The following is a 20218-nucleotide window of genomic DNA, read 5'->3' as shown; positions in this document are numbered from 1 at the left end:
AGAATTTAAGCCAAAGTGCAGAATTTCAACGAGATACTGGACTACCAGAAAAAAAAATGGTACGAAAGATCAGTATAAGAATGGACCAAGCATTAGGAAGATACTGTGGATAAAGAAGTTTGGGATATAGCCTCAAAAGCTAGCGCCTTGATATCAATAATTACTGTAGGCGTGACACTCATAACCTATCATTTTAAACAAGTTTCAAAAGTTAAAACTCTTCAAGAAAAAATAACTTCGTTGGAGAATGGAAAAATACTTAAAGATGGCAATATAGTATTTGATGAGATTCTTGATAACGTAGAAATGGTAAAAGCTAAAATTATCGAAATAATTAACGAAGAAAGTTGTCAAAACAAAGCTCTCAGAATTGACAACTATGGCTTGGATCTAGAAACGATAGGACCAATGTTTCGGTATACTTTTGCAAGCAAACTTTCACACAGAGATATATATTACAGAGGGTTAGTTATACATCCAGATGATGAGAAAATAGCAAAGGTCTGTTGTGGCAACTCGAACTTGAGTCAGTCTGTTGTTCAAGATGCTGTCAAAATTCTAACCGATATCGATAATTCAACCGACTCTAACTTTTCGATCGAATTATATGCTTATGACAGTCCTCCCATTATTCACGGATTTGTAATAGACGATGAACATCTATTCATCGGTTTTACACATTTTGAAGCCGGCGGACTCGTTGGGGGAGCTACTCCTTATATGTACATTAAAAGAGACATTAACTCGGCATTCAAACAGAGTCTTTTTAAGACTTATAACACTTGGTTCACTCATTGGACAAAGTATGGAGAAAAGCTTGTTCCTAAAATGACATTTAATACTGATTCTTCAAATATGGAAGCGGTTAATGTTTAAAGAAATAGCTCATAGACTCGGTTGTGGATACGGCTTAGAAAACAGCATGGAGGCACTCAAAGGAACGATAGATCACTGCAACGTGCACGCATTCGAGACCGACATTCAATTTAGTAAGGATGGTGTTGCATTTCTATTGCATGATAAACTTTTGAATAGAACTACAAATAGTAGTGGTTATCTTTATGAGCTTACATACAAGCAAATTCAAAATAATGTAAGACTAAAAAATGGTGAAAAAGTACCTACACTAGATGATTTGTTGACCTTTCTCGATGGAGGAAAATATCAACTATACTTAGAGTTAATTTCCTTCGGAAAGATGGAGTTATTACTAAACGCTATAGAAGGTTCTAGTTTATACAAAAATAAGAATTTAATAATCTCATCCTTCAACCATCATGATTTAAAACTTGTTAAAGAGATTAAACATCACATCCCAACCATGGCACTCCTAGAAGGAAACCCTGTAAATTTATCTGACGTATTAAAAGCAGCTTCAGTCGATGAAGTTGGTTTCGGTTTTGACTCCGCGTCAGAATCTCTTACGAAAGTTACTAAATCGTTAGATATACCTGCATACGCTTGGACAGTAAACACGCTTAAAGAAAAAAGCTTTGCAGCTAAAATTGGGTTCGACGGGGTATTCACTGATACTATATCACCTGAGGAGATCAAATAAATGCCAAAAGAAGTTGTCCATTGGAAGGTTGCTGAGAAGGTGTACAAATCATTAATTGATAAACCTAAATTGAAAGAACAACTGGAGAAGCAATACAACACTTATTTACTTGGTGCAGTATTCCATGATGCTCTTTATTATTACTCAGGAGAGAATAGCAATTTCACAAAAATTCCAGATGCGCTTCATTCCTCAGAAAAAGAAGATAGCTTCAACTTAGTCAGGGCTTTTCTCGATCCAAATAACTATAGTTGTCAAACCGTTTCCTCTGCAGGCTTAGCTTTCTGCATAGGATTCGCTTCTCATATCTTTACAGATAAAAATTTTCACCCGATGATTTATTTTTTTACTGGAGATTATTACTCTGAGAATAAACAGACAAAATTAGGTGCGGTATTAAAACATCGTGAACTTGAGTCAAAATTAGATTTGCATGTTGAATCTTCAGCGCATTTAAAATCAACGTATGATTTAAATATAATGGTAGAGAAGGGCTTATCAGAATTGGAGTCTACGATGAAAGACACCATTAAACTACATGGCTATAACTTGGATTTGAAGTTTTCTGATATAAACTCTTGCTATAAAAATTATGCTTTAGCTAGAAAAATCTACACGTCTAAACTTGCAAGCAAAGCTTTATCCTTTCTATGCCCAATATTACCAAAGTCCGTTGAAGATGTACTCAGTCTGAGTTATTTCAAGGATAGTTTTAACTTTCCTTTGGACTTTAAAACACAGCTTGCATATCAAAACCCAGTAACGGGCGATATATGTAGAGACAGTGTAGAGCAATTACTCGAAAACAGTGTCAACGAAACACTACAATTTCTCGATTACTTTTTGGAGTCAGAAATGGAAGTGAAAACAGGGCCGTCATTAGAAACTGGAATTCCGAATACAATGGTAAGCCAAATGAAATACTTTCACCCTGAGGCTAGTTTCTGAGGATAGTAGAAAGAAATATTTTTACATCGCCTAGGACATATCTTGAAGATTTTTGAAGAAGAGTTTCAATCTCTTGTATTGCCAAACTGGATTTAACTGATTGTACCATGCCCGATTATCAATCCAATCATTAGAGTCATGTTCGATTTCGTCTTGAGCTGGTTCCTCAGCATAGGACCTTTTAGAAGCTTGGTTAGTATCCTTGTCCATTTCTTGTTACCTCAGAAAACAGATGTATAATAAAAGCTGAGCAATTTATAGAGGAGCTATTGTGAAAAGTAGACTAGGTGTTTTAGTTATACATGGTTTTACTGCTCACATTAGCTGTGTTGAAACTCTAGCACACTATTTTGATAATGAAAGGCTTCCTTATGAAATGCCTGTATTGCCAGGCCATTCTGAGGAATGCCCATCTGCTCTAATAGGTAAATCTTGGAAAGACTGGATTGAGCACTGCTCAAAGTCTCTTAAAAAATTACTCGATAGATGTGACAAAGCTATAATTGTCGGCCACAGTATGGGAGCCCTAATTGCAATAAACCTTCAAGTCGACAATAAATCAACCATCGATAGTCTGGTTTTAGTTGCACCGGCCTTGATTTTAAAAAATCCTTTAGCTCCAAGGAACAAACTACATTTCATTACAACACCACTCTCTCTTTTCTATAAAACATGGACTCTTAAGCAGAATATTTTGGACTCAAATAAAAATTATAAATGGGTTCCCGTGGAGTCTATAGTTACTTTTTTTAGTTTGATAAAAGAAACTTACAAAGTGCTCAATCAAGTAAGTTCACCGATACTCGTGATACAAAGCAAAGCTGACAGAGTAGTACCCAATGTCAGTGGTGAGTATATATTAGACAATATTAATTCATCATCAAGTGATAAAAAGCTAGTTTATTTTTTTGCGTCCGAACATGAAATGTTGCGGGGAGCTCAAAAGGAAGCGGTATCTCACGAAATATTGGCATATATCAAAAGTAGAAATTGAACCGTGCAAAGAATTTGCAAAGTCTCTCAAAAACCAATCAATCCGCTGAATTAAAAAGAATTTATTAAGAACGAACTTTTCAAAATCCGTTGCCTTCGCGGGCGTCCCGTCCGGTGACCGGCGCAGTCAAGTCCGGCCTCTGGTACCATTTGCTGTAACCGTTCACCAGCGCCCTATTGACAGGCAGCTTTAAAGTCGTTGAGCAGTGGATAGGTAGTTTTGTGCAGCGTCGCTCCGAGAATGGCTCGGATCCATTTCAGAGGATTCAGCTTTTGTTTCCGGCAGAATGGTCAGGATGCGCTGCCTGAACAGTTCGCCCCGATGTGACCACACACCATAACTGCCTTTGCGCCACAGTACATAGCTACGTAATGAGCGTTCTGCTTCATTATTGGTTAGTGGTACACCATTATGTTTGAGAAACACCCAACACATGTCATCGTGTTTAAGCAGTAGCTTACACCGGTTCTGATAGCGTGGGGTAACACAGCGTCTTGATGCCAGTTCAAGTTGCTGTCGCCAGGCGATGCGTAGTTTTTTTCATCCGCTCCCTGTATGCCTTTTCACTCAGGGTGTGTTTTTCAAACCGGTGTTGCAGGCGGAACAGTATGCGAATGTGCCTGACCAATTTCATACCGTAGATTTTATTCGTGCCCCAGCTTTCCGCCAACGCATTCATGTTTCGGAAGATATGCGCCCAACATAATTGACGGTGGTCAGTGTCAATGCAGTGGTAACCGGCATACTGGTCAGTAACAACAATGTTTTCTGGATTATCGCCCAGTAATTTCTTCGCTGCCGATGCGCCGCGTGAGAAGTGTGTCATGAAGCACGATAACTCCGGTGTGCAAACCTGCCATATCCAGCGGTTTTCGTTGCCGCGCTGATGACGGGTTTCATCACAATGAACCACCGCCTCATTATGCATAGTCTCTTTGATATCCTGATAGGCAGGCGTCAGCACCGCACTGACGCGACCTTGTGCTTCAGAGATAGCACCGCGACTGAACGATAAACCGAAGTTCTGTTCCAGTTGTTGCTGGATTTTACTGATACTCTGGTGAAACTGACCAGACTGCATCGCCACATACGCTAGCAGGTTATTGCCCATCTGCCCTTGATTCACGTTGTCGGGTAGTGTGGCTTTTACCGTTTTACTGCACTGACAACACTGGCCCTGATGCAACTGATGCTCAACCACAGAGAATGCCTGGCTGGGAATATCGAACACCTGATGACGGCGATATGGTGAAGTACTGATTGCAATGGCAACGCCACAGGCACAGGTATCATCGGGATAGTAGACCAAGGTTTCATCAACGCTATCGGCCAGCATCCGCTTACTCCCTTTATGACCGGATTGCGCACCGCGCTTGCGACCCGTCGGTTTTTTAGCCGGAGAAGACGATGACACACCCGGTCCATTTGAAGATGGCGGGCGCGATGAATTGCGACTGTTCTGATTCAGTCGGTCTTCGAGGTCGTTGAGCCTGTCCCACAATGCACCAATGAGCTCATTGGCATCATCGAGATTAGTGGCGACGGGTGGCTTTGTTGGCTGCTTTTTAGGTGGCATGAGTCCACTCTGACAGACTGGCGGGATCAATCAACAGGATCCCAAAGATCATTGAAAATAAATATTTTAGATGTCAATAGGGCCCTGGTGAACGGTTACGTGAAAGTGTCCAGCGAATAGCGTTCTTAAGTTTGCCAAACCTGACTTTGACTGCAGAGCCTATGGAGCTGCGAATGTTACCGATATTATTTCGAATTTATCTTCATATTTAAAACGATGAAGCGGAAAGGCAAAGGGACGCAGATTATTTTATATCGCCCCAAAATTGCGACGGAGCCTGTAACAGATTCTGTGTAACTGCCATTTAGTTAATGTGTCCTTCGAGGCGTTCCTCGAACTCGATAATAAAACGACTCATAGCCTGACGCCAGTTTTGAATGGGCATTGTCCATTTTTTGCTGGCATCTTGAATCGCCAAGTAAACCATTTTTCTTGCTGCATCATCGCTGGGGAAGATTTTCCGCTTTTTGATAGCCTTTCTAATAACACTGTTGAGCGACTCAATGGCGTTGGTGGTGTTAATTGCTTTACGGATATCCTCAGGGTAACTGAACAACATATGACGTGGTCAGTATTGAGATTGTGTCAGTGGTTACGCCATGATTTTGAGATTTGTGGGTACTGGCCATCCCAGATTTCACTGAAGCGTTCCAGTTCAAGCAAGGCTTCATCTTCAGTCGCTGAGCGGTAAACCCGCTTTAAATCCGTCGTGACAGCCTTGTAGTCCTTCCACGATACGAACTTCAATGAATTGCTTACCATGTGCACGATACACAGCTGAATGTGTGTCTGAGGGAAAACGGTGTTGATAGCATCGGAAAAGCCCTTCAGGCCATCCACACAAGCAATGAGAATGTCTTCGACGCCACGCTGCTGAAGCTCAGTCAGCACGCTCAACCAGAACTTAGCGCCTTCAGTCTCAGCAATCCACATACCCATCAGTTCTTTGTGACCTTCGGTGTTGATACCCAGAGCCAGGAAGATGGACTTATTGATGACCCGTTTATCCTGGCGAATCTTCACTACGATGCAGTCCAGGTAAATAATTGGGTAGACAGCATCTAAAGGGCGAGATTGTCATTCAATCACCTGCTCAATAACGGCATTAGTGACACGAGAAACGAGCGTGGGCGATATCTCAGCGCCATACCACTCCTCAAAGGCATTGACGATGTCACGGGTGCTCATGCCCTGTGAATACAGCCAGAGGATTTTATCGTCCATGGAGGTGAAACGGGTTTGGTGCTTTTTGACCAGTTTCGGTTCAAAGGAGCCTTCACGGTCGCGAGGCGTATCGAGTTTAAACTCGCCGTCTTCGGTTTTGACCCGTTTACTGCTCTTGCCGTTGCGGGTATTGGTCGACGCGGACTGTTGGTGTTTCTCATAGCCAAGATGTTCTTCCATTTCAGCGTTCAATGCCGCTTCAACAGTGATTTTCTTCAACATCTGGCTAAACTCGTTCAAGTCCTCAGGTGTTTTAATCCCTTTGGCTGCTTCTTTAGCGAAAGCTTCAAGCTCTTTCTTATTCATGTTCATCTGCCTATCCTTAACTCTTAATAGAGTATGTTGTGATAGGCAGTTACACAAAATTAGTTACAGTCTCTTGCGACGGCTTAATCAAAATCAAAATTCCAAGGCGGAAGGTCTTCCATTTTCGAAGCTTGCCGCCTTTTTACCGTTCTGCATTTAGGTTGATTATCCTTTGAAGTGGTTCTCGTATGTGGGCAAACGCCTTTGCCGTTTCGATAGTTATCAAACGCTTCGCGCGCCTCTTCTAGCTGTCAAAACCTTTATAGCTTTGCCCCGAAAATCGATGTACCTGCTCTTTAGTTTCCTCCCAAGTTGCATATATTCCTGGCTTGCGGCCTTCAAATACGACATAGGCCGCTCGTCTGGAATTGCCTGCTGAATTAATAGTACTGAAGTCTCTGGCCATTTTAATCTCCTGTAAGTAGTAGCGTGAATTCTTAAATACGCTTTACAGTTTTTAATTTGGCAGGTTTAGTCGCTGGCGATTTGTATGGTATATACGTTTAACACTTGCCAGTAGTGCAGAAAGTTTCCTTCCCATATCTGGTATATATCCAGAGCAACTTCTATCGGAAACAGGCCATGCAGGTTTTGAAATACACCGGCCTGAAAATCAAAGTCGAGGTCTTTGGCAAGTTCCGCAAAAAGACCAATACCAACATATGTAAAATCGGTGATATAGCAGAAGTGCCATGAAACACCGTGTTTCTCCAACTGTATTTCTACCGCATGAAAACCACCGTTTTCTGCTGAGTAGTTCGGGTCGCGAAAGTTGAAGGTAATGCTATCGTCTGCCTGTTGGTGTTCGGTGAGTTTGGTTATGGCATCAACAAATCGTTTTGATACGGGTAACGCTAAATCTTGATATTCAATATGCATGCATACGGCCTTTTTGAATGGGGATGAAGCCTGCTACGCCTGCGCGTAAATGCTAATTTAACCGCAGTAGAAACGGGTTAAACGATGCTTTATATGGCGTAGCAGGAATACGTGGTTTAGTGAAAGAGAGTCGCTTTAGATTTACGGCTTTTTCGCTGGTGTTAAGTTAGGTTTGGCCGATGGTTTCCCCGCATCTTTTGATAGCAGAAACGCATCCAGCTCCCCTTTTTCGGTGGCTTTGATGATGGTCTCTATAACTTCGGGCAGTTTGGCTTTATCGCCTACATCGATAGCGGGTTTACCTTGCTGTAATTCGATGGGTTTGTTGTTGACCTTAACCTCCTGGTAATAGTGACCATCACTATCGTAATACCATGGCCGAACATTAATCTGGCGGCGTTGCTTTTTGCGTTCGCCAGTTTCGGGGTCTTTCACTAACTTCTCGCGGTAGGCTTCAAACGGTCGCTTTTCTATCATGCAAGTGGCCAGTTCTTGTTGCTGCTCCAGCTTTTCAATAAGCTTCTCAGTTTAGGGGAAGTGGACAATTACATCTGAGATCAAAAACTACGTGAAGCTATGAATTTATTTTGCAATTGATAATCATTTCTATTTGCATTTGCGTAAAACCATAGGTTATTATCTATATCAATAAATCTTACATCTGTATTTAGCTCTCGCAGTGCTGTTCTTCATTACACGCCCTTCATATTGCTTATACCTAACTCTTACTGGCTAATTATCTCTGGAGTTGTAAATGCTGTTTTGCCCTGTAGTCCCATTTAAATTGAAATTTCCTCAATTATTGCTTGCAATGCCTATTTTGAGTTTTTCTCACCTAGCAATATCGCAATCAATATCAAATGAATCAAAGGCTGAAGTTGAGCGCATTGCAGTAGTCGGAACAAGCCCACATCGCTATCAAACGAACAGTGGCGATGCACTGATGGGGCTTCCGCTAGAATTTTTAGAATTACCGCGCATTGTTGATGTGATCCCTGAACAGCTATTGTTAGATCAAAAGGTAACAGAACTAGAAGAAGCCTTACGTAATGTGCCTGGGGTGAGTTTATCCGATGGTTTTGGTGGCAGTAACAACGATTATCTTATTCGGGGTTTTAGGCGTAATACCATTTACCGAGATGGTTTACGGGTGGAATCAAACTTTCGCGTTAATACCTCGAATTTAGACAGTATAAGAGTGATAAAAGGCCCCGCTTCTATTACCTATGGACAAGTAGAGCCAGGCGGTTTAGTTGATGTCATCACCAAAAAACCATTAGATGCTCGTCACTTTTCCGGAGAGCTGCGAGCAGGTTCATGGGATAACTATTTAGTACAAGGCGATATCTCAACACCGGTCGCAGATAACGCGTCATTGAGAGCTAACTTTTCACATCAAGATGCAGGCTCATTTCGAGATTTTTTTGATATTAAACGTGATGCAATAGCGTTGAGCGGAAGAGTCGATATCGCCCCCAGCACCCGTGTTAACTTATCGTATGAGTATCGCGATGAATTTCGCTCCTTCGACCGTGGCACGATTACCGTCCCTACGGCTAATGGCAGAGAAATAATCAATAATCTCAAGGATATTCCTATTTCCCGGCGTTTCGGTGAAGAGTTTGAAGAAATTGATACACAATTTGAGTTTAGTACGGCCAATATAGAGCATATGTTTGATAACGGATGGCGCTTGAAAGTGGGTGCCGCGTGGGAAAATTCGACTTCTGATGATCTACAAGCAAGACCGGGGGCGGTGGTTATTTTAGCTGCCGATGCACCAATAGTAGATGGGTATTTTACTGCTACACCAACGCCAAAAGCGATATATGATAAGGATGACGACCAAGTCTTTATGGTTCGCCGCACTGATGGCAGCCGAGATTTTAAAACCCTCGTATCTTATCTCAATACCTTACTAAGTGGTGAAATAAACACAGGTAGTATTAATCATCGTATTGCCATCGGTGCTGATCGTCGTCGTTATGATAGCAGCCGATATTTTATTGCCACGCCGATAACCAATGGTGTACCAGTATCCTTGGGCGGCGGAGGCCCCTTGTTTAATGTTGAAAATCCTGTTTATGACTTTTTGCCCGAGACATTGTCTACCGAGGGAGCAAGTAAAATTCATGCGGCCACAGAAGATCATGGTTTTTTTGTTAATGACTATATGGAATTAAGCTCAGCTGTGAGCTTACTGGTCGGTGGCCGTTTAGATTACTCAGATGTGGATAGAGATGGACCCGCAAATGAAGTCCATGCATTTTCGCCACAAGTTGCGGTAAATTATCGCATTGCCGACAATATATCCACATTTGCCAGTTACTCAGAAGCATTCACCCCTAATACGGTATTTAAACTTGATAACAGCGGCAGTAGTTCAGAAACAGAGTTGTTTGATCCAGAGAATTCTAAACAGTATGAATTGGGTACCAAGGGTCAGTTTTTCGACGGCAAGTTAAACTCTAGCGTATCGGTTTACAAAATTGAAAAAGAAAATGTGCTCTCATCAGTCAACGATAGTTATGAATTAATTAAAGGACAGCAGTCCAAAGGACTTGAATTACAGGTTAATGGGCAGCCCATACCCGGTTGGACCGTCATGGCTGGTTACGCTTATACCGATGCAGAAATTCTCAGTGAAGCTAATGTGGGTAATACTCCTAAAAATGTGGCCAAACATAATGGCAGCGTATGGACAAGTTATGAGTTTCATCAAGGTAAGTGGCAAGGGTTAGGTAGCGGTATTGGTGTATTTTATATGGGCAATCGCTATGGTGATGATGCCAATAGTTGGGAGCTTGGCAGTTATACCACTGTTGACGCATCAATATGGTATACCCTTTCGCCGTTAAGCGAAGATGGCGGTAACGTTCGTTTGCAACTTTCGGCTAAAAATATATTGGATAAAACCTACTATTCGGCTAGCGGAGGAGATTTGCGGGTGAGTATCGGCGCACCAAGAAGTCTTTATGCTTCTGTCTCAGCAACATTCTAACCAGCAAAAATGTCTCTATCTTCACTAGCCAAAAAGATCCGACTTCCTACCAAAAAGCGTTGGTTAGATTGGCACAGTTTTGTGGGAGTGACCACAGGAATGCTGCTGTTTGTGATTTGTTGGAGCGGCACGTTTGCGACGGTTTCAATGGAGCTTGATTGGTTATTAAATCCAGCCATGCGAGTCGCTAAGCATCAGGCCACAAGCGACGATATGTTAGCCGCTTATAAAGTCACTCAAGTGGCAATGCCACAGGCCAAGATCCTGAGTATCGATAAATTAGCCAGTGAATATCACCCATTAACTGTGACTATAATTACTGAGCAAAAAGCCATACAACATGTCTTGGTTGATCCCGCTACGGCAGAGATTATCGATACATTATCCTTCCTAACTGTGTCACGTTTTTTCCGTGATTTTCACATGTCGTTGTTTGGATTCTATGGGATCGGAAAATATGTTGTCTGTCTATTTTCGGTCACACTACTGGCATCGCTTATATCCGGACTAATGTTTTATAAACGCTGGTGGCGACGCTTTTGGGAAAAACCAAAAGGCAAAGAACCCCGGGCCCTATGGAGTAGTATCCATCGATTATCTGGACTTTGGGCACTCTGGTTTGTTGTCATCATGGGGCTAACAGGACTGTGGTATCTATTTGAGCAATCACGTTTGGATATGCTAGACGGGACGTTTTCTTATACTGATAGCATTAAGACGGCGTCTATTCGTCTGCCACCTCCACAAAAGGGAGTTGAGTTGCCGCTTGAAACATTAGTTTCATCAGCTCTACGTGCAATGCCTGATTTAGACGTTCGCAACATTACCCCTAATCGTGGTGGTTATACCTATATTACTGGCCAAACTGATAGTGTATTAGTCAGAGACCGCAGTAATAAAATATATGTGGACCCCACAACGAGTGATGTAGCTTACGCTCAAAAAGCCTCAGACTTACCAGCATATTGGTATTGGTCGAATATGGCAGATCCCATACACTTTGGTAATTTTGGCGGTTGGATCACAAAAATGCTCTGGGTGATCTTTGGTCTTGTCATGAGTTTTTTGTCTTTGAGTGGTACGTGGATGTATGTAAAACGTAATGCGGCAAAATCTTCACCTGCTGGTGCCCGTCGCATGGCAGTATCGGTATATACCTCGCTTATCGTGGTGTGTTTAACCTTAATTATGGCTGTCATTCGTATTCAAATGTTAGGTCCCGAGATTGAGGGGGTAAGACATTTCCCTAATATCTACATGTCGGTACAGATATTTTTAGCTTCTTGGACCTTGGTAACGGTCGCTATATGTTTTAGCTGGGGTCTTTGGCTGATAAAAAGCTCTCGAAGGGTCAAACACTAATGCAATAAGTTGAAACATATCCCAGTTAGCAGAACGCTATCAATTCCATTTTCAGTGTAAAAGTTTGCAAAAGCTTATCCGCATGACCTCGTCGTTCTCTTATTAAGAGACAATGTGCCGTAATTTGGGAGAATTAACAATGCAGCCACGTTTAGGTTTCTAGAAAGCAAGCAGATCTGCTGATTCTACATCTATTATCTAAGTAGCACTTAGTATGCAAAGAATTTGCAAAGTGTCTTTTATCTATTTTTAAATTATTGATTTTTAACCATTAATTTAAGCGCACTCTTTTCAAAATCCGTTGCCTTCGCGGGCGTGCCGTCCGGTGACCGGCGCAGTCAAGTCCGGCCTCTGGTACCATTTGCTTAGTCTTTACAAAACAATAAACCGACCCTTGAGTCGGTTTTTTTGTGCCTGAAATACTCTCTGTAGCAGCAAAAATGTTTTTGAAGCGGTGACGGGCTGCGCCGACCAGGCAACCGTTATCGACGAACCCACCATTTATTTAGCAAAAAAAAGCGGGCGACTGCCCGCTTTCGATGTTTTCAGTGGTATTAAGGTGCCTTACGGTATGCTGATCTGGCCTTCCGGGTTAGTGTTATAAGTGCTGCCATCTGCCAGCGTAATTTTAAACATGTACCAGTACGTAACGCCGCTTGCGACAGTGCCGTCGCTAAACGAACCACTGGTCGGTACGCTGGTACTAATGCGCTCTCTTCCACTTAATTGATTGCGGGTATTACGATAAAACTGAATACCTCGGATCTCCGGGAAGTACTGCAAATTCCAATCGATAGTTACCGCGCCATTTTCAAACCGGGTGGTTAAATTGGTGGTCGGTAACAAATACAGGTTCCAGTACACATCGGAACCATATTCTCTGCCCTCGGTATCGGTAAACACTATCCAGTAATAATAGCCTTCACCGGGCTGTGCGCTGGTGTCTGTCCAGTTGGTTTGACTAATGTTCACGCTATCGGCCAGCTCTGCGGTAGTAAAATCAGCGGGCACTGATTCGCTATCTGCGCGCTGGCGATAAATATCGATTTGCGACAGTTCAATATTATCGGTAAACCAGCTTAGTGTTGCTGCGCCAGTTTCACTGCTTAGGTAAATGTCATAAAACGGCTCATCGTTTCCGGTGCGCTTCGCATTGGCCGCGAGTAATACATCATCCTTCTTTTTATTGTCTACACTGGCCCAATAAAAATAACGGGTATCCGGCTCGGCGGTGGTATCGTCAAAGCGGGTCTGCCCCTCGCTTAACGCCGCTAAAAATACCGCACCGGCATAGCTATCCTCGGTATTACGGTAGATATCAATGTCGCCAGTATTGTGCTTTGCGTCCGAATACACGGTTAAACCAATGTAGTCGTCGTAACCTCTGGCCACCAGTGTATTAAGCGGACTCGGTTTAATGGCTTTTACCTGCAGCGAGGCCGGTACGGATGTTTCTTCACCAATATAAAAGCTCGGATGTGGCGGCTGGTTATAGCCGACGTTCTGCCAGGCAATGGCCAGGCGGTACTGACGGTCGTGCATCAGCGTGGGTATGCGTACTTCGGTGGAATGGGTTGAGCTAAATACCATCAGTTCAGTGCTGTCAGTGTTAGCCCAAATCACTTCTTCGCGCCAATCACCCAGTATATCGGCCGACAATACCGCATTGCCTTTAGTACCATTGTTAGACACCGCACCCAAACTGGCGGTATCGATGATCAGGTTTTCTTCCTCATTAATGTAATCCCATTTGGTAATACGGGTGTGATCGAGTAACTCGCGTAACAGATCGCCGTCCCAATACACCGCAAAGTTCATCGAACGCGGTTTACTGTTGGTAATATCCTCACCGGCGGCCGATACCATGCCGCCACGGGATGACCAGTTTTCGTTGCCCGGGTAACGTGGGTCAATATTGGCACTTACACCGCGCCCAACATCGCGCCCCTCGCCCGAACGGCCCCACAAAATTTCGCCGGTAGCGGCATCATGCATTTCAAAACCGTAGTCGTAACCTTGCTCGGCATTAGCGTAACAACCCGGCGATTCGTGTACCATGAAGACCTCTAAACCGTCACGCTCGGGATCTAAATCGCCAACGTGCACGGCATCGCCGTGACAAAGGTTAGTGGAGTACAGCGCATGGCCGTTATCGTCGATGGTGGCGGCGCCATAGACAATTTCGTCTTTACCATCGCCATCAACATCTGCCACATGCAAGCTGTGCGCGCCCTGCCCAAACACAGCGCCATCGGCACCGCCATTATCAGAGTCAAATACCCAACGCTCTTTAAACTTACCGTGGTTAAAATCAAATGCGGCCACCACGGCACGGGTGTAATAACCTCTCGCCATTACCAGTGATGGTGTTTTACCATCAAAATAACCGGCGCCGGCCAAAAAGCGATCGACCCGGTTTCCGTAGCCATCACCCCAGTCGGTTACCGTACCGCGTTGTGGCACATAATCAATGGTATCGAGTGCTTTACCGGTTAAGCCGTCGAACATGGTTAAATATTCCGGGCCACTCAGCACATAACCAGCGCTATTGCGATACACGGCGTCAGCGTCACCAATGATATTACCCTGTCCATCCATACTGCCATCGGCCGTTTTCATTGCCACTTCTGCGCGGCCGTCGCCGTCAAAGTCGTAGGCTATAAACTGGGTATAGTGCGCGCCGGCACGAATATTAGGGCCAAGATTAATTCGCCATAGGCGCTGCCCTTCAAGGGTATAGGCATCGAGCAATACATCGCCCGTGGCGCCAGACTGCGAGTTATCCTTGGAGTTAGTCGGTTCCCATTGCACTAACACTTCGTAGCGGCCATCGCCATCCAAATCGGCAGCGCTGCCATCGTTTGCCACATAGCTAAACCGGTTACCTTCAATAAAGCCGTCACGGGGTTTGATTAGCGGGATCGATAGGTAAGGCTGCTGCCAGGGCGCTACCGTACGCGATTGATTATAGGTTTTATTACCTACCACAGCCTCAACATAATAACTGTCGTCCTGGCTGCCATCCGGATCGGTAAAGAAGGTGGCATCCTGCAATGCTGCGCCATTAATTTGCCGGCCATTTTTAAATACATTAAAGCGTACATGCTGATGATCATTTCCCAGTAACCGCCAGCTCAGGGTTACCCCTTCATTGGTTGTTTGGGCTACCAGCCCTCTGTCGAGCGCTTCAACGTCGCGCTCACAGCCCTGGGCAAGTAATAACGTGCCCAGTAGCAATGCGGTTTGCGACAGCGGCAACGTGCCACGTTTTACCCTGTGTCCTATCGACATACTTTTGTCTCCTGTTTGCCATTATCCACAGCAAAATGCCGATAACACCGTTTTCTCAGAAAAGGCATTACCGCATCTCACTGCTGCGATGTTGGCGACAAGTATGTGTCACGGTGACGCATTTTGCAGCAACATGATTGAACAATTTAAAAACAATTTCATAACTGAACATTTACAATAAAAAAACATCAATAAGCGTCAGTATGTCGCGCTAAGATGATGAGAAGTATTAACGTTACTGACGAGCCTTAACGACACTTTCACTGAAGGTTTGCTATAAGGTTTACCCGACTCGTGTTTTGCAGAAGCTTGGTAGTAACATCGCCGGGAAGACGACATCAACACTGATAATTTCGACGTGAAATCAGAAAGTTAAAATTCTACAAACAGGCGAGATACTGACCGTGGTATGAGGGCGGGCAAGCATAAATTTCAGGGTTTCAATTGGCGTAACCGGTAAGGATTATCGCCAATTTCGCGAATCAAATTCTTATCCATTTCCAAAGCAGAAAACTGAGCCTCGAGCAAATGATTCACAATATCCACCTGCTCAAATACAAAAACGATAATGTTATCGGCCCGGGAAGCGCCGCTGGCAGGCGCTGAATTGGCTACAGGAACGGCAGCAAGTACGCCGATATCACCGGTGATATTGAATTGTCGGATTGGTAATAAACGCAGGTCGCTTACATTAAGGTTATTAATTTTTATGCGAATAGGCATCAATCCGCGGTAGCGGCCCTGACTCTCAATGTACTGACTAATTAAATAACGGCTGGCCTGATTATATTGCTCAAGCGCCTGAGTGCGCAGCTCCGGCGTGAGATCTGCGCGACCAAGGGCCTGATTGGAACAAGCCAGCGACGCAACTGCCTCATTTTCATCCTGGTTGTCGAAATCAAGGCAATCCGCCACTAATTCTGCGGTTGAAACCTGTTCCCAGTTTGGCAATAACGCCATGGGGGCAACTTCAGTCTCAGGTTCAATACTGCTGCACCCTGCCCCGAATAATATTAGCGCCAACACCCACACACGAATTTGTTGATTAGCTATCATTGGCCAGTCCACTGCACAAAATGATTAAAATTAGCCGGGATCATTTGCCCATAGTCAAAACCGCGTCCAGCGTCACTACAGTATAAAATACAGACAAGTCGAATGTAACCCAAAGGCCTTCCTGTAAGAAATAATAACGTTACAGACGAGCCTTAAAAACATGGCAATCACATCGTCGGGGCTGGGTTTTGGTATAAACAAGCAGTAGGCATAGTAATAGGCGTGCACAGCAAGTGCTCATAAACTAACTCATGACGTTAGGAGTGTTAATTTGCTTCACACTGTGGAAGGATGGTAAATACCAATGTTAATCGATAATGTGTTTCAGGAAGAATGCATTGCGTTGATATAAATGCATACAAAGCACAAAGAGCCAAAACCATGACAGACACATTGAACAAGTCAGGCAAGATAAACCGTCTTGTCGATTTTGCAAAACTTACCGATTACTCCCTGCTTGATACGTTATCGCCTGATCCGCAGTCCACAGAGTCCGGCGACGATTATGATCCCAGGCAGGTATTTTCGGGTCACTATGTACCGGTGAAGCCCACCCCGCTTAATGACCCCTTGTATTTGGCGCACAGCAAAGCTCTGTTCGAAGAGCTGGGACTTGATGATGCGCTGGCGCACACCGATGAGTTTGTTCGTTTATTTTCCGGCGATATGACGCAGGTGCCTGAGCCCATGAAGAAGACTGGCTGGGCCACAGGTTATGCCTTATCGATTTACGGCACCGAGTATATTCAGCAGTGTCCGTTTCAGACAGGTAACGGTTATGGTGATGGTCGGGCCATGTCGGTTGTGGAGTTGGTTGCCAACGGCAAACGATGGGAAATGCAACTAAAAGGCGGTGGGCGTACGCCGTACTGCCGCGGCGCTGATGGACGGGCAGTGCTGCGTTCGAGTGTCAGAGAGTTTTTAGCCCAGGAGCACATGCATGCCTTAGGGGTCAGCACATCCCGCTCTCTGAGTTTAATCATGTCGCAAACCGATACGGTTGAACGCCCGTGGTACCTTGAAGGTTCAACGTCTGAAAATCCTGAAATACTGGTAACGAATCCGGTTGCGATTACCACCCGTGTTGCCCCGTCTTTTCTGCGCGTTGGGCAACTGGAGCTGTTTGCGCGGCGCGCTCGCAGTCATCAACACGACAACGCCATGTCAGAGCTTAAAGCGCTTGTGCAGCATGTGATTAAACGCGAATATCCTAATGAAATTGCCCCCTCACAACCCTTTGATAAGCAGATCCTGCAACTTGCCGATGCCTTTTCTCGGCGATTAACGTCGCTGATGGCCAACTGGCTGCGTGTCGGGTATTGCCAGGGGAATTTTAACAGTGATAACTGCGCAGCGGGTGGCTACACGCTGGACTATGGCCCATTTGGGTTTTGCGAGAAATTCGATCCGATGTTTCAGCCCTGGACAGGCGGCGGCCAGCACTTTTCGTTTTTTAATCAGCCTGTCGCAGCCTTTAAAAACTTTGAAATGTTCTGCCGCGCACTGGCCCCACTCATAGCGGATAATACCGGGCAAATAAAGGCACTGGAAACCGTGCTGAACGATTTTCCAAAACTCGTTGATGCCCAAATTAACGCCATGTGGGCAAAAAAGCTTGGGCTAGCCGCCTTTGATAGTGATCTCGTGACGTCATTGTTTAAGCTAATGACTCGCACCGAGGTGGATTACACCATGTTCTTTCGTGAACTGTCTTCGCTGCCTGATAGTGTGTCCGGTATTAGTAAGAGTTTTTATAAGCCCGTTGATGATTCGCTGTCAAACGACTGGGATAAATGGTTAGCAACCTGGCGCAGCCAGGCACTTAATCATGCAAACCCCGGTGAGGTGTCAGCGCAGATGAAACGAGTCAACCCCAAGTACACCTGGCGGGAGTGGTTAGTTGTGCCAGCGTATCAGCAAGCGGCGAGCGGTGACACGACACTGATTGATGAGCTACAGCAGGTGCTTACCCGGCCTTACGATGAACAATCCGCAGCAATTGAACAGAAGTATTATCAATTGCGCCCTGATGAGTATATGCGGGCGGGTGGCGTTTCGCATTACAGCTGCTCTTCTTAGTAACTATCATGCTCGTGACAGCGTACCTCGCGAGCATTTGCCCCAAAACATTCAGATATTACCTAACGTTTAACGCTTTTATATATTCGTCGTTCGGGTAGGACTCACACCCTAAGATGCTAAAAAGGCAGTCAGATTAGAATGCTTGTTATAAATGCGTAACTTTCAACATCCCATACCCTCGCGGCCATGTTGGAAAAAGCAAGTTCACTGAAACAACTGGTAAACCGGTTCAGACTCTAGTCTGCACATAGCATCGGGTTCCTGTAAACCTGCCCTTTGGCAGCACCACGTAACGCAGACAGGCCTAAATCCCCCTGATATTACTGACTGCTTTAAGCGTGATGCCAGGGGTTTGGACAATGCGAAACCCACTGGCTTTGCAGGGTCGGTTGTTAATACCTTGCCATTGAGGGGCGCCGTTGACGGTAGTATGTAGTATTACCCGACCACTGAACTGGCTAAAGACAGTAGTTTGCGCCAGTGGCAACTGCCAGTGATGCTTCAGTTAGCATAACTCCATGGCCTATACCTGCGTGCCGCGGACTATCACATCTCTAACGCCGGCGTCGCTTACCCGCTTTAGGCTTATTTTGCCCCTCCTGCCCCAGCGCTTTAGCCCGTAACGCCTTTTTGGATGGTTTACGCGTTGTCGTGGTTGCATCGCCATCTTCGAGCATATTTGGCTCAAAGCCCGGCATCCACTGCAGCGACAATGGCTCGCCGGTGAGTTTTTCGATGTCTTCGAGCAGGTATTTTTCTTTGCGCGATACTAATGACACGGCAAGGCCCGCCTGACCCGCGCGCCCCGTGCGGCCAATACGATGAATGTAATCCTCGGCATTGTAGGGCAGCTCAAAATTAATCACGTACTGGAGCTGCGTAATATCCAGCCCCCGCGCGGCCACATCGGTGGCAACCAGCGCTCTCACGCTGCCGGTTTTAAACGCTTCAAGACCACGCTCACGAGCGCCCTGTGATTTATCGCCATGCACAGCCGCCGTGGTGATACCGTCTTTTTCCAGTTCTTTGGCCAGCGCATCCACCGCCTGTTTGGTGCGCGTAAATATCAGTACCTGTTGCCAGTTTTTAGCACCAATCAGGTAAGCAACTAAGGCAGCTTTACGCGACTTGTCGACTTCGTAACACTGTTGTTCAATTTTACTAGCCGGTGCATTGCGCGCCGCCACCTCAATAAGCTTCGGCTGGCGCAAAATGGTGTTACTCAGGGCGTATATGTCATCGTTAAAGGTGGCGGAGAAAAACAGGGTTTGGCGGTTTTCCGGCAGTTGTTTTAATATTCGCCGGATGTCGGTAATAAACCCCATATCCAGCATGCGATCCGCTTCATCAAGCACCAGTGTTGCAATAGTGGTTACATCAATAAGTTCTTTGTAAACCAGTTCCAATAGGCGTCCCGGCGTTGCCACCAACACATCGCATCCGCTATTTAGCGCATCAATCTGCGGGTTAATGCTCGCGCCACCATAAGCCACTACTGCCCTCAGGCCCGAGCCCTCAGCGTATTTCACAAAGCTTTGATGGACCTGTTGCGCCAGCTCACGGGTGGGGGTGAGCACCAGCACGCGAATTGCTTTTTCGACAGGGTTGTTGTCGGTGTGATGTTCGGTCTGGTCTTCGAGATAACGTTGGATCAGGGGCAAGGCAAAGGCGGCCGTTTTACCGGTGCCTGTTTGCGCCCCAGCCATCACATCGTGACCTGCCAGAATCTCAGGGATGGCTGCTTGCTGGATGGGGGTGGGCGCAGCGTAGCCAAGACTATCCAGCACTGCCAGTAGACGGGCATGAAACCCAAAAGACGAAAAACTCATAAACACTTACCGCTGTTAAGATACTCTCGCTATTGTAGCATCGAACGAAGCGCCGACAGCCATGTTTGCAACGGCTCACTTTTATACAGGTAACAATAATACAGATAACTAA

13 protein-coding genes and 3 pseudogenes are annotated in these 20218 nt (G+C 45.2%); 7 read left to right on the top strand and 9 right to left on the bottom strand.

The features are described 5' to 3' along the window. The first annotated feature begins 105 nt into the window (after positions 1–105). Genes OIK42_RS17245 through OIK42_RS17235 form a run of 3 tightly spaced genes read left to right on the top strand, consistent with a single transcriptional unit; the run spans position 106 to position 2506 of the window. Positions 106–876 carry a hypothetical protein gene (locus OIK42_RS17245; RefSeq protein WP_273642330.1) on the top strand — a complete coding sequence of 257 codons (771 nt, stop codon included), beginning with the start codon at positions 106–108 and terminating at the stop codon, positions 874–876. Further along, the gene (locus tag OIK42_RS17240) at positions 869–1558 is read left to right on the top strand and encodes a glycerophosphodiester phosphodiesterase (protein ID WP_273642329.1); all 690 of its coding nucleotides are present in this window, start codon (positions 869–871) and stop codon (positions 1556–1558) included. The genes OIK42_RS17245 and OIK42_RS17240 overlap by 8 nt, the downstream gene beginning before the upstream one ends. Next, positions 1559–2506 carry a zinc dependent phospholipase C family protein gene (locus OIK42_RS17235; RefSeq protein ID WP_273642328.1) on the top strand — a complete coding sequence of 316 codons (948 nt, stop codon included), beginning with the start codon at positions 1559–1561 and terminating at the stop codon, positions 2504–2506. A gap of 30 nt (positions 2507–2536) precedes the next feature. On the opposite strand, the gene OIK42_RS17230 is transcribed toward OIK42_RS17235, so the two are convergent. Continuing rightward, positions 2537–2716, bottom strand: coding sequence for a hypothetical protein (locus OIK42_RS17230; protein ID WP_273642327.1), 180 nt, complete (start codon positions 2714–2716; stop codon positions 2537–2539). 61 nt (positions 2717–2777) lie between these two features. Between OIK42_RS17230 and OIK42_RS17225 the strand changes: the two genes are divergently transcribed. Continuing rightward, entirely contained in the window at positions 2778–3500 is a 723-nt protein-coding gene (locus OIK42_RS17225; protein WP_273642326.1) for an alpha/beta hydrolase, read from the top strand. A gap of 173 nt (positions 3501–3673) precedes the next feature. Here OIK42_RS17225 and tnpC read toward each other — a convergent pair. The 5 genes and pseudogenes from tnpC to OIK42_RS17200 all read right to left on the bottom strand — a co-directional run. After that, positions 3674–5076, bottom strand: a pseudogene (tnpC, locus tag OIK42_RS17220) (IS66 family transposase). Between the two features lie 304 nt (positions 5077–5380). Continuing rightward, positions 5381–6606, bottom strand: a pseudogene (locus OIK42_RS17215) (IS256 family transposase). A 244-nt stretch (positions 6607–6850) separates the two neighbouring features. After that, positions 6851–7012 carry a ribonuclease H1 domain-containing protein gene (locus OIK42_RS17210; protein WP_273642325.1) on the bottom strand — a complete coding sequence of 54 codons (162 nt, stop codon included), beginning with the start codon at positions 7010–7012 and terminating at the stop codon, positions 6851–6853. A gap of 65 nt (positions 7013–7077) precedes the next feature. Continuing rightward, positions 7078–7485, bottom strand: coding sequence for a DUF2787 family protein (locus tag OIK42_RS17205; protein ID WP_273642323.1), 408 nt, complete (start codon positions 7483–7485; stop codon positions 7078–7080). A gap of 141 nt (positions 7486–7626) precedes the next feature. After that, positions 7627–8007: pseudogene (locus tag OIK42_RS17200) on the bottom strand (DUF6641 family protein); the annotation flags it as partial. Between the two features lie 232 nt (positions 8008–8239). Here OIK42_RS17200 and OIK42_RS17195 point away from each other — a divergent pair. Together OIK42_RS17195 and OIK42_RS17190 are read left to right on the top strand one after the other, a co-directional pair. Next, the gene (locus OIK42_RS17195) at positions 8240–10486 is read left to right on the top strand and encodes a TonB-dependent siderophore receptor (RefSeq protein ID WP_273642322.1); all 2247 of its coding nucleotides are present in this window, start codon (positions 8240–8242) and stop codon (positions 10484–10486) included. A 9-nt stretch (positions 10487–10495) separates the two neighbouring features. After that, positions 10496–11848, top strand: a complete 1353-nt coding sequence (locus OIK42_RS17190) for a PepSY-associated TM helix domain-containing protein (protein WP_273642321.1) — start codon at positions 10496–10498, stop codon at positions 11846–11848. Positions 11849–12412: 564 nt separating this feature from the next. On the opposite strand, the gene OIK42_RS17185 is transcribed toward OIK42_RS17190, so the two are convergent. Continuing rightward, a complete protein-coding gene (locus tag OIK42_RS17185; RefSeq protein WP_273642320.1) occupies positions 12413–15139 on the bottom strand; it encodes a rhamnogalacturonan lyase in 2727 nt (908 codons plus the stop codon). A 432-nt stretch (positions 15140–15571) separates the two neighbouring features. Beyond that, complete coding sequence (locus OIK42_RS17180) at positions 15572–16195, bottom strand: hypothetical protein (protein ID WP_273642319.1); 624 nt, start codon at positions 16193–16195, stop codon at positions 15572–15574. A gap of 381 nt (positions 16196–16576) precedes the next feature. Between OIK42_RS17180 and OIK42_RS17175 the strand changes: the two genes are divergently transcribed. Continuing rightward, a complete protein-coding gene (locus OIK42_RS17175; protein WP_273642318.1) occupies positions 16577–18274 on the top strand; it encodes a protein adenylyltransferase SelO in 1698 nt (565 codons plus the stop codon). A 557-nt stretch (positions 18275–18831) separates the two neighbouring features. Here the strand turns inward: OIK42_RS17175 and OIK42_RS17170 are convergent. After that, the gene (locus OIK42_RS17170) at positions 18832–20106 is read right to left on the bottom strand and encodes a DEAD/DEAH box helicase (protein WP_273642317.1); all 1275 of its coding nucleotides are present in this window, start codon (positions 20104–20106) and stop codon (positions 18832–18834) included. Positions 20107–20218: the final 112 nt, after the last annotated feature.

It is taken from the genome of Alteromonas gilva (genome assembly GCF_028595265.1).
GTDB lineage: Bacteria > Pseudomonadota > Gammaproteobacteria > Enterobacterales > Alteromonadaceae > Alteromonas > Alteromonas gilva.
This window is presented reverse-complemented; position numbering and strand designations above follow the sequence as displayed.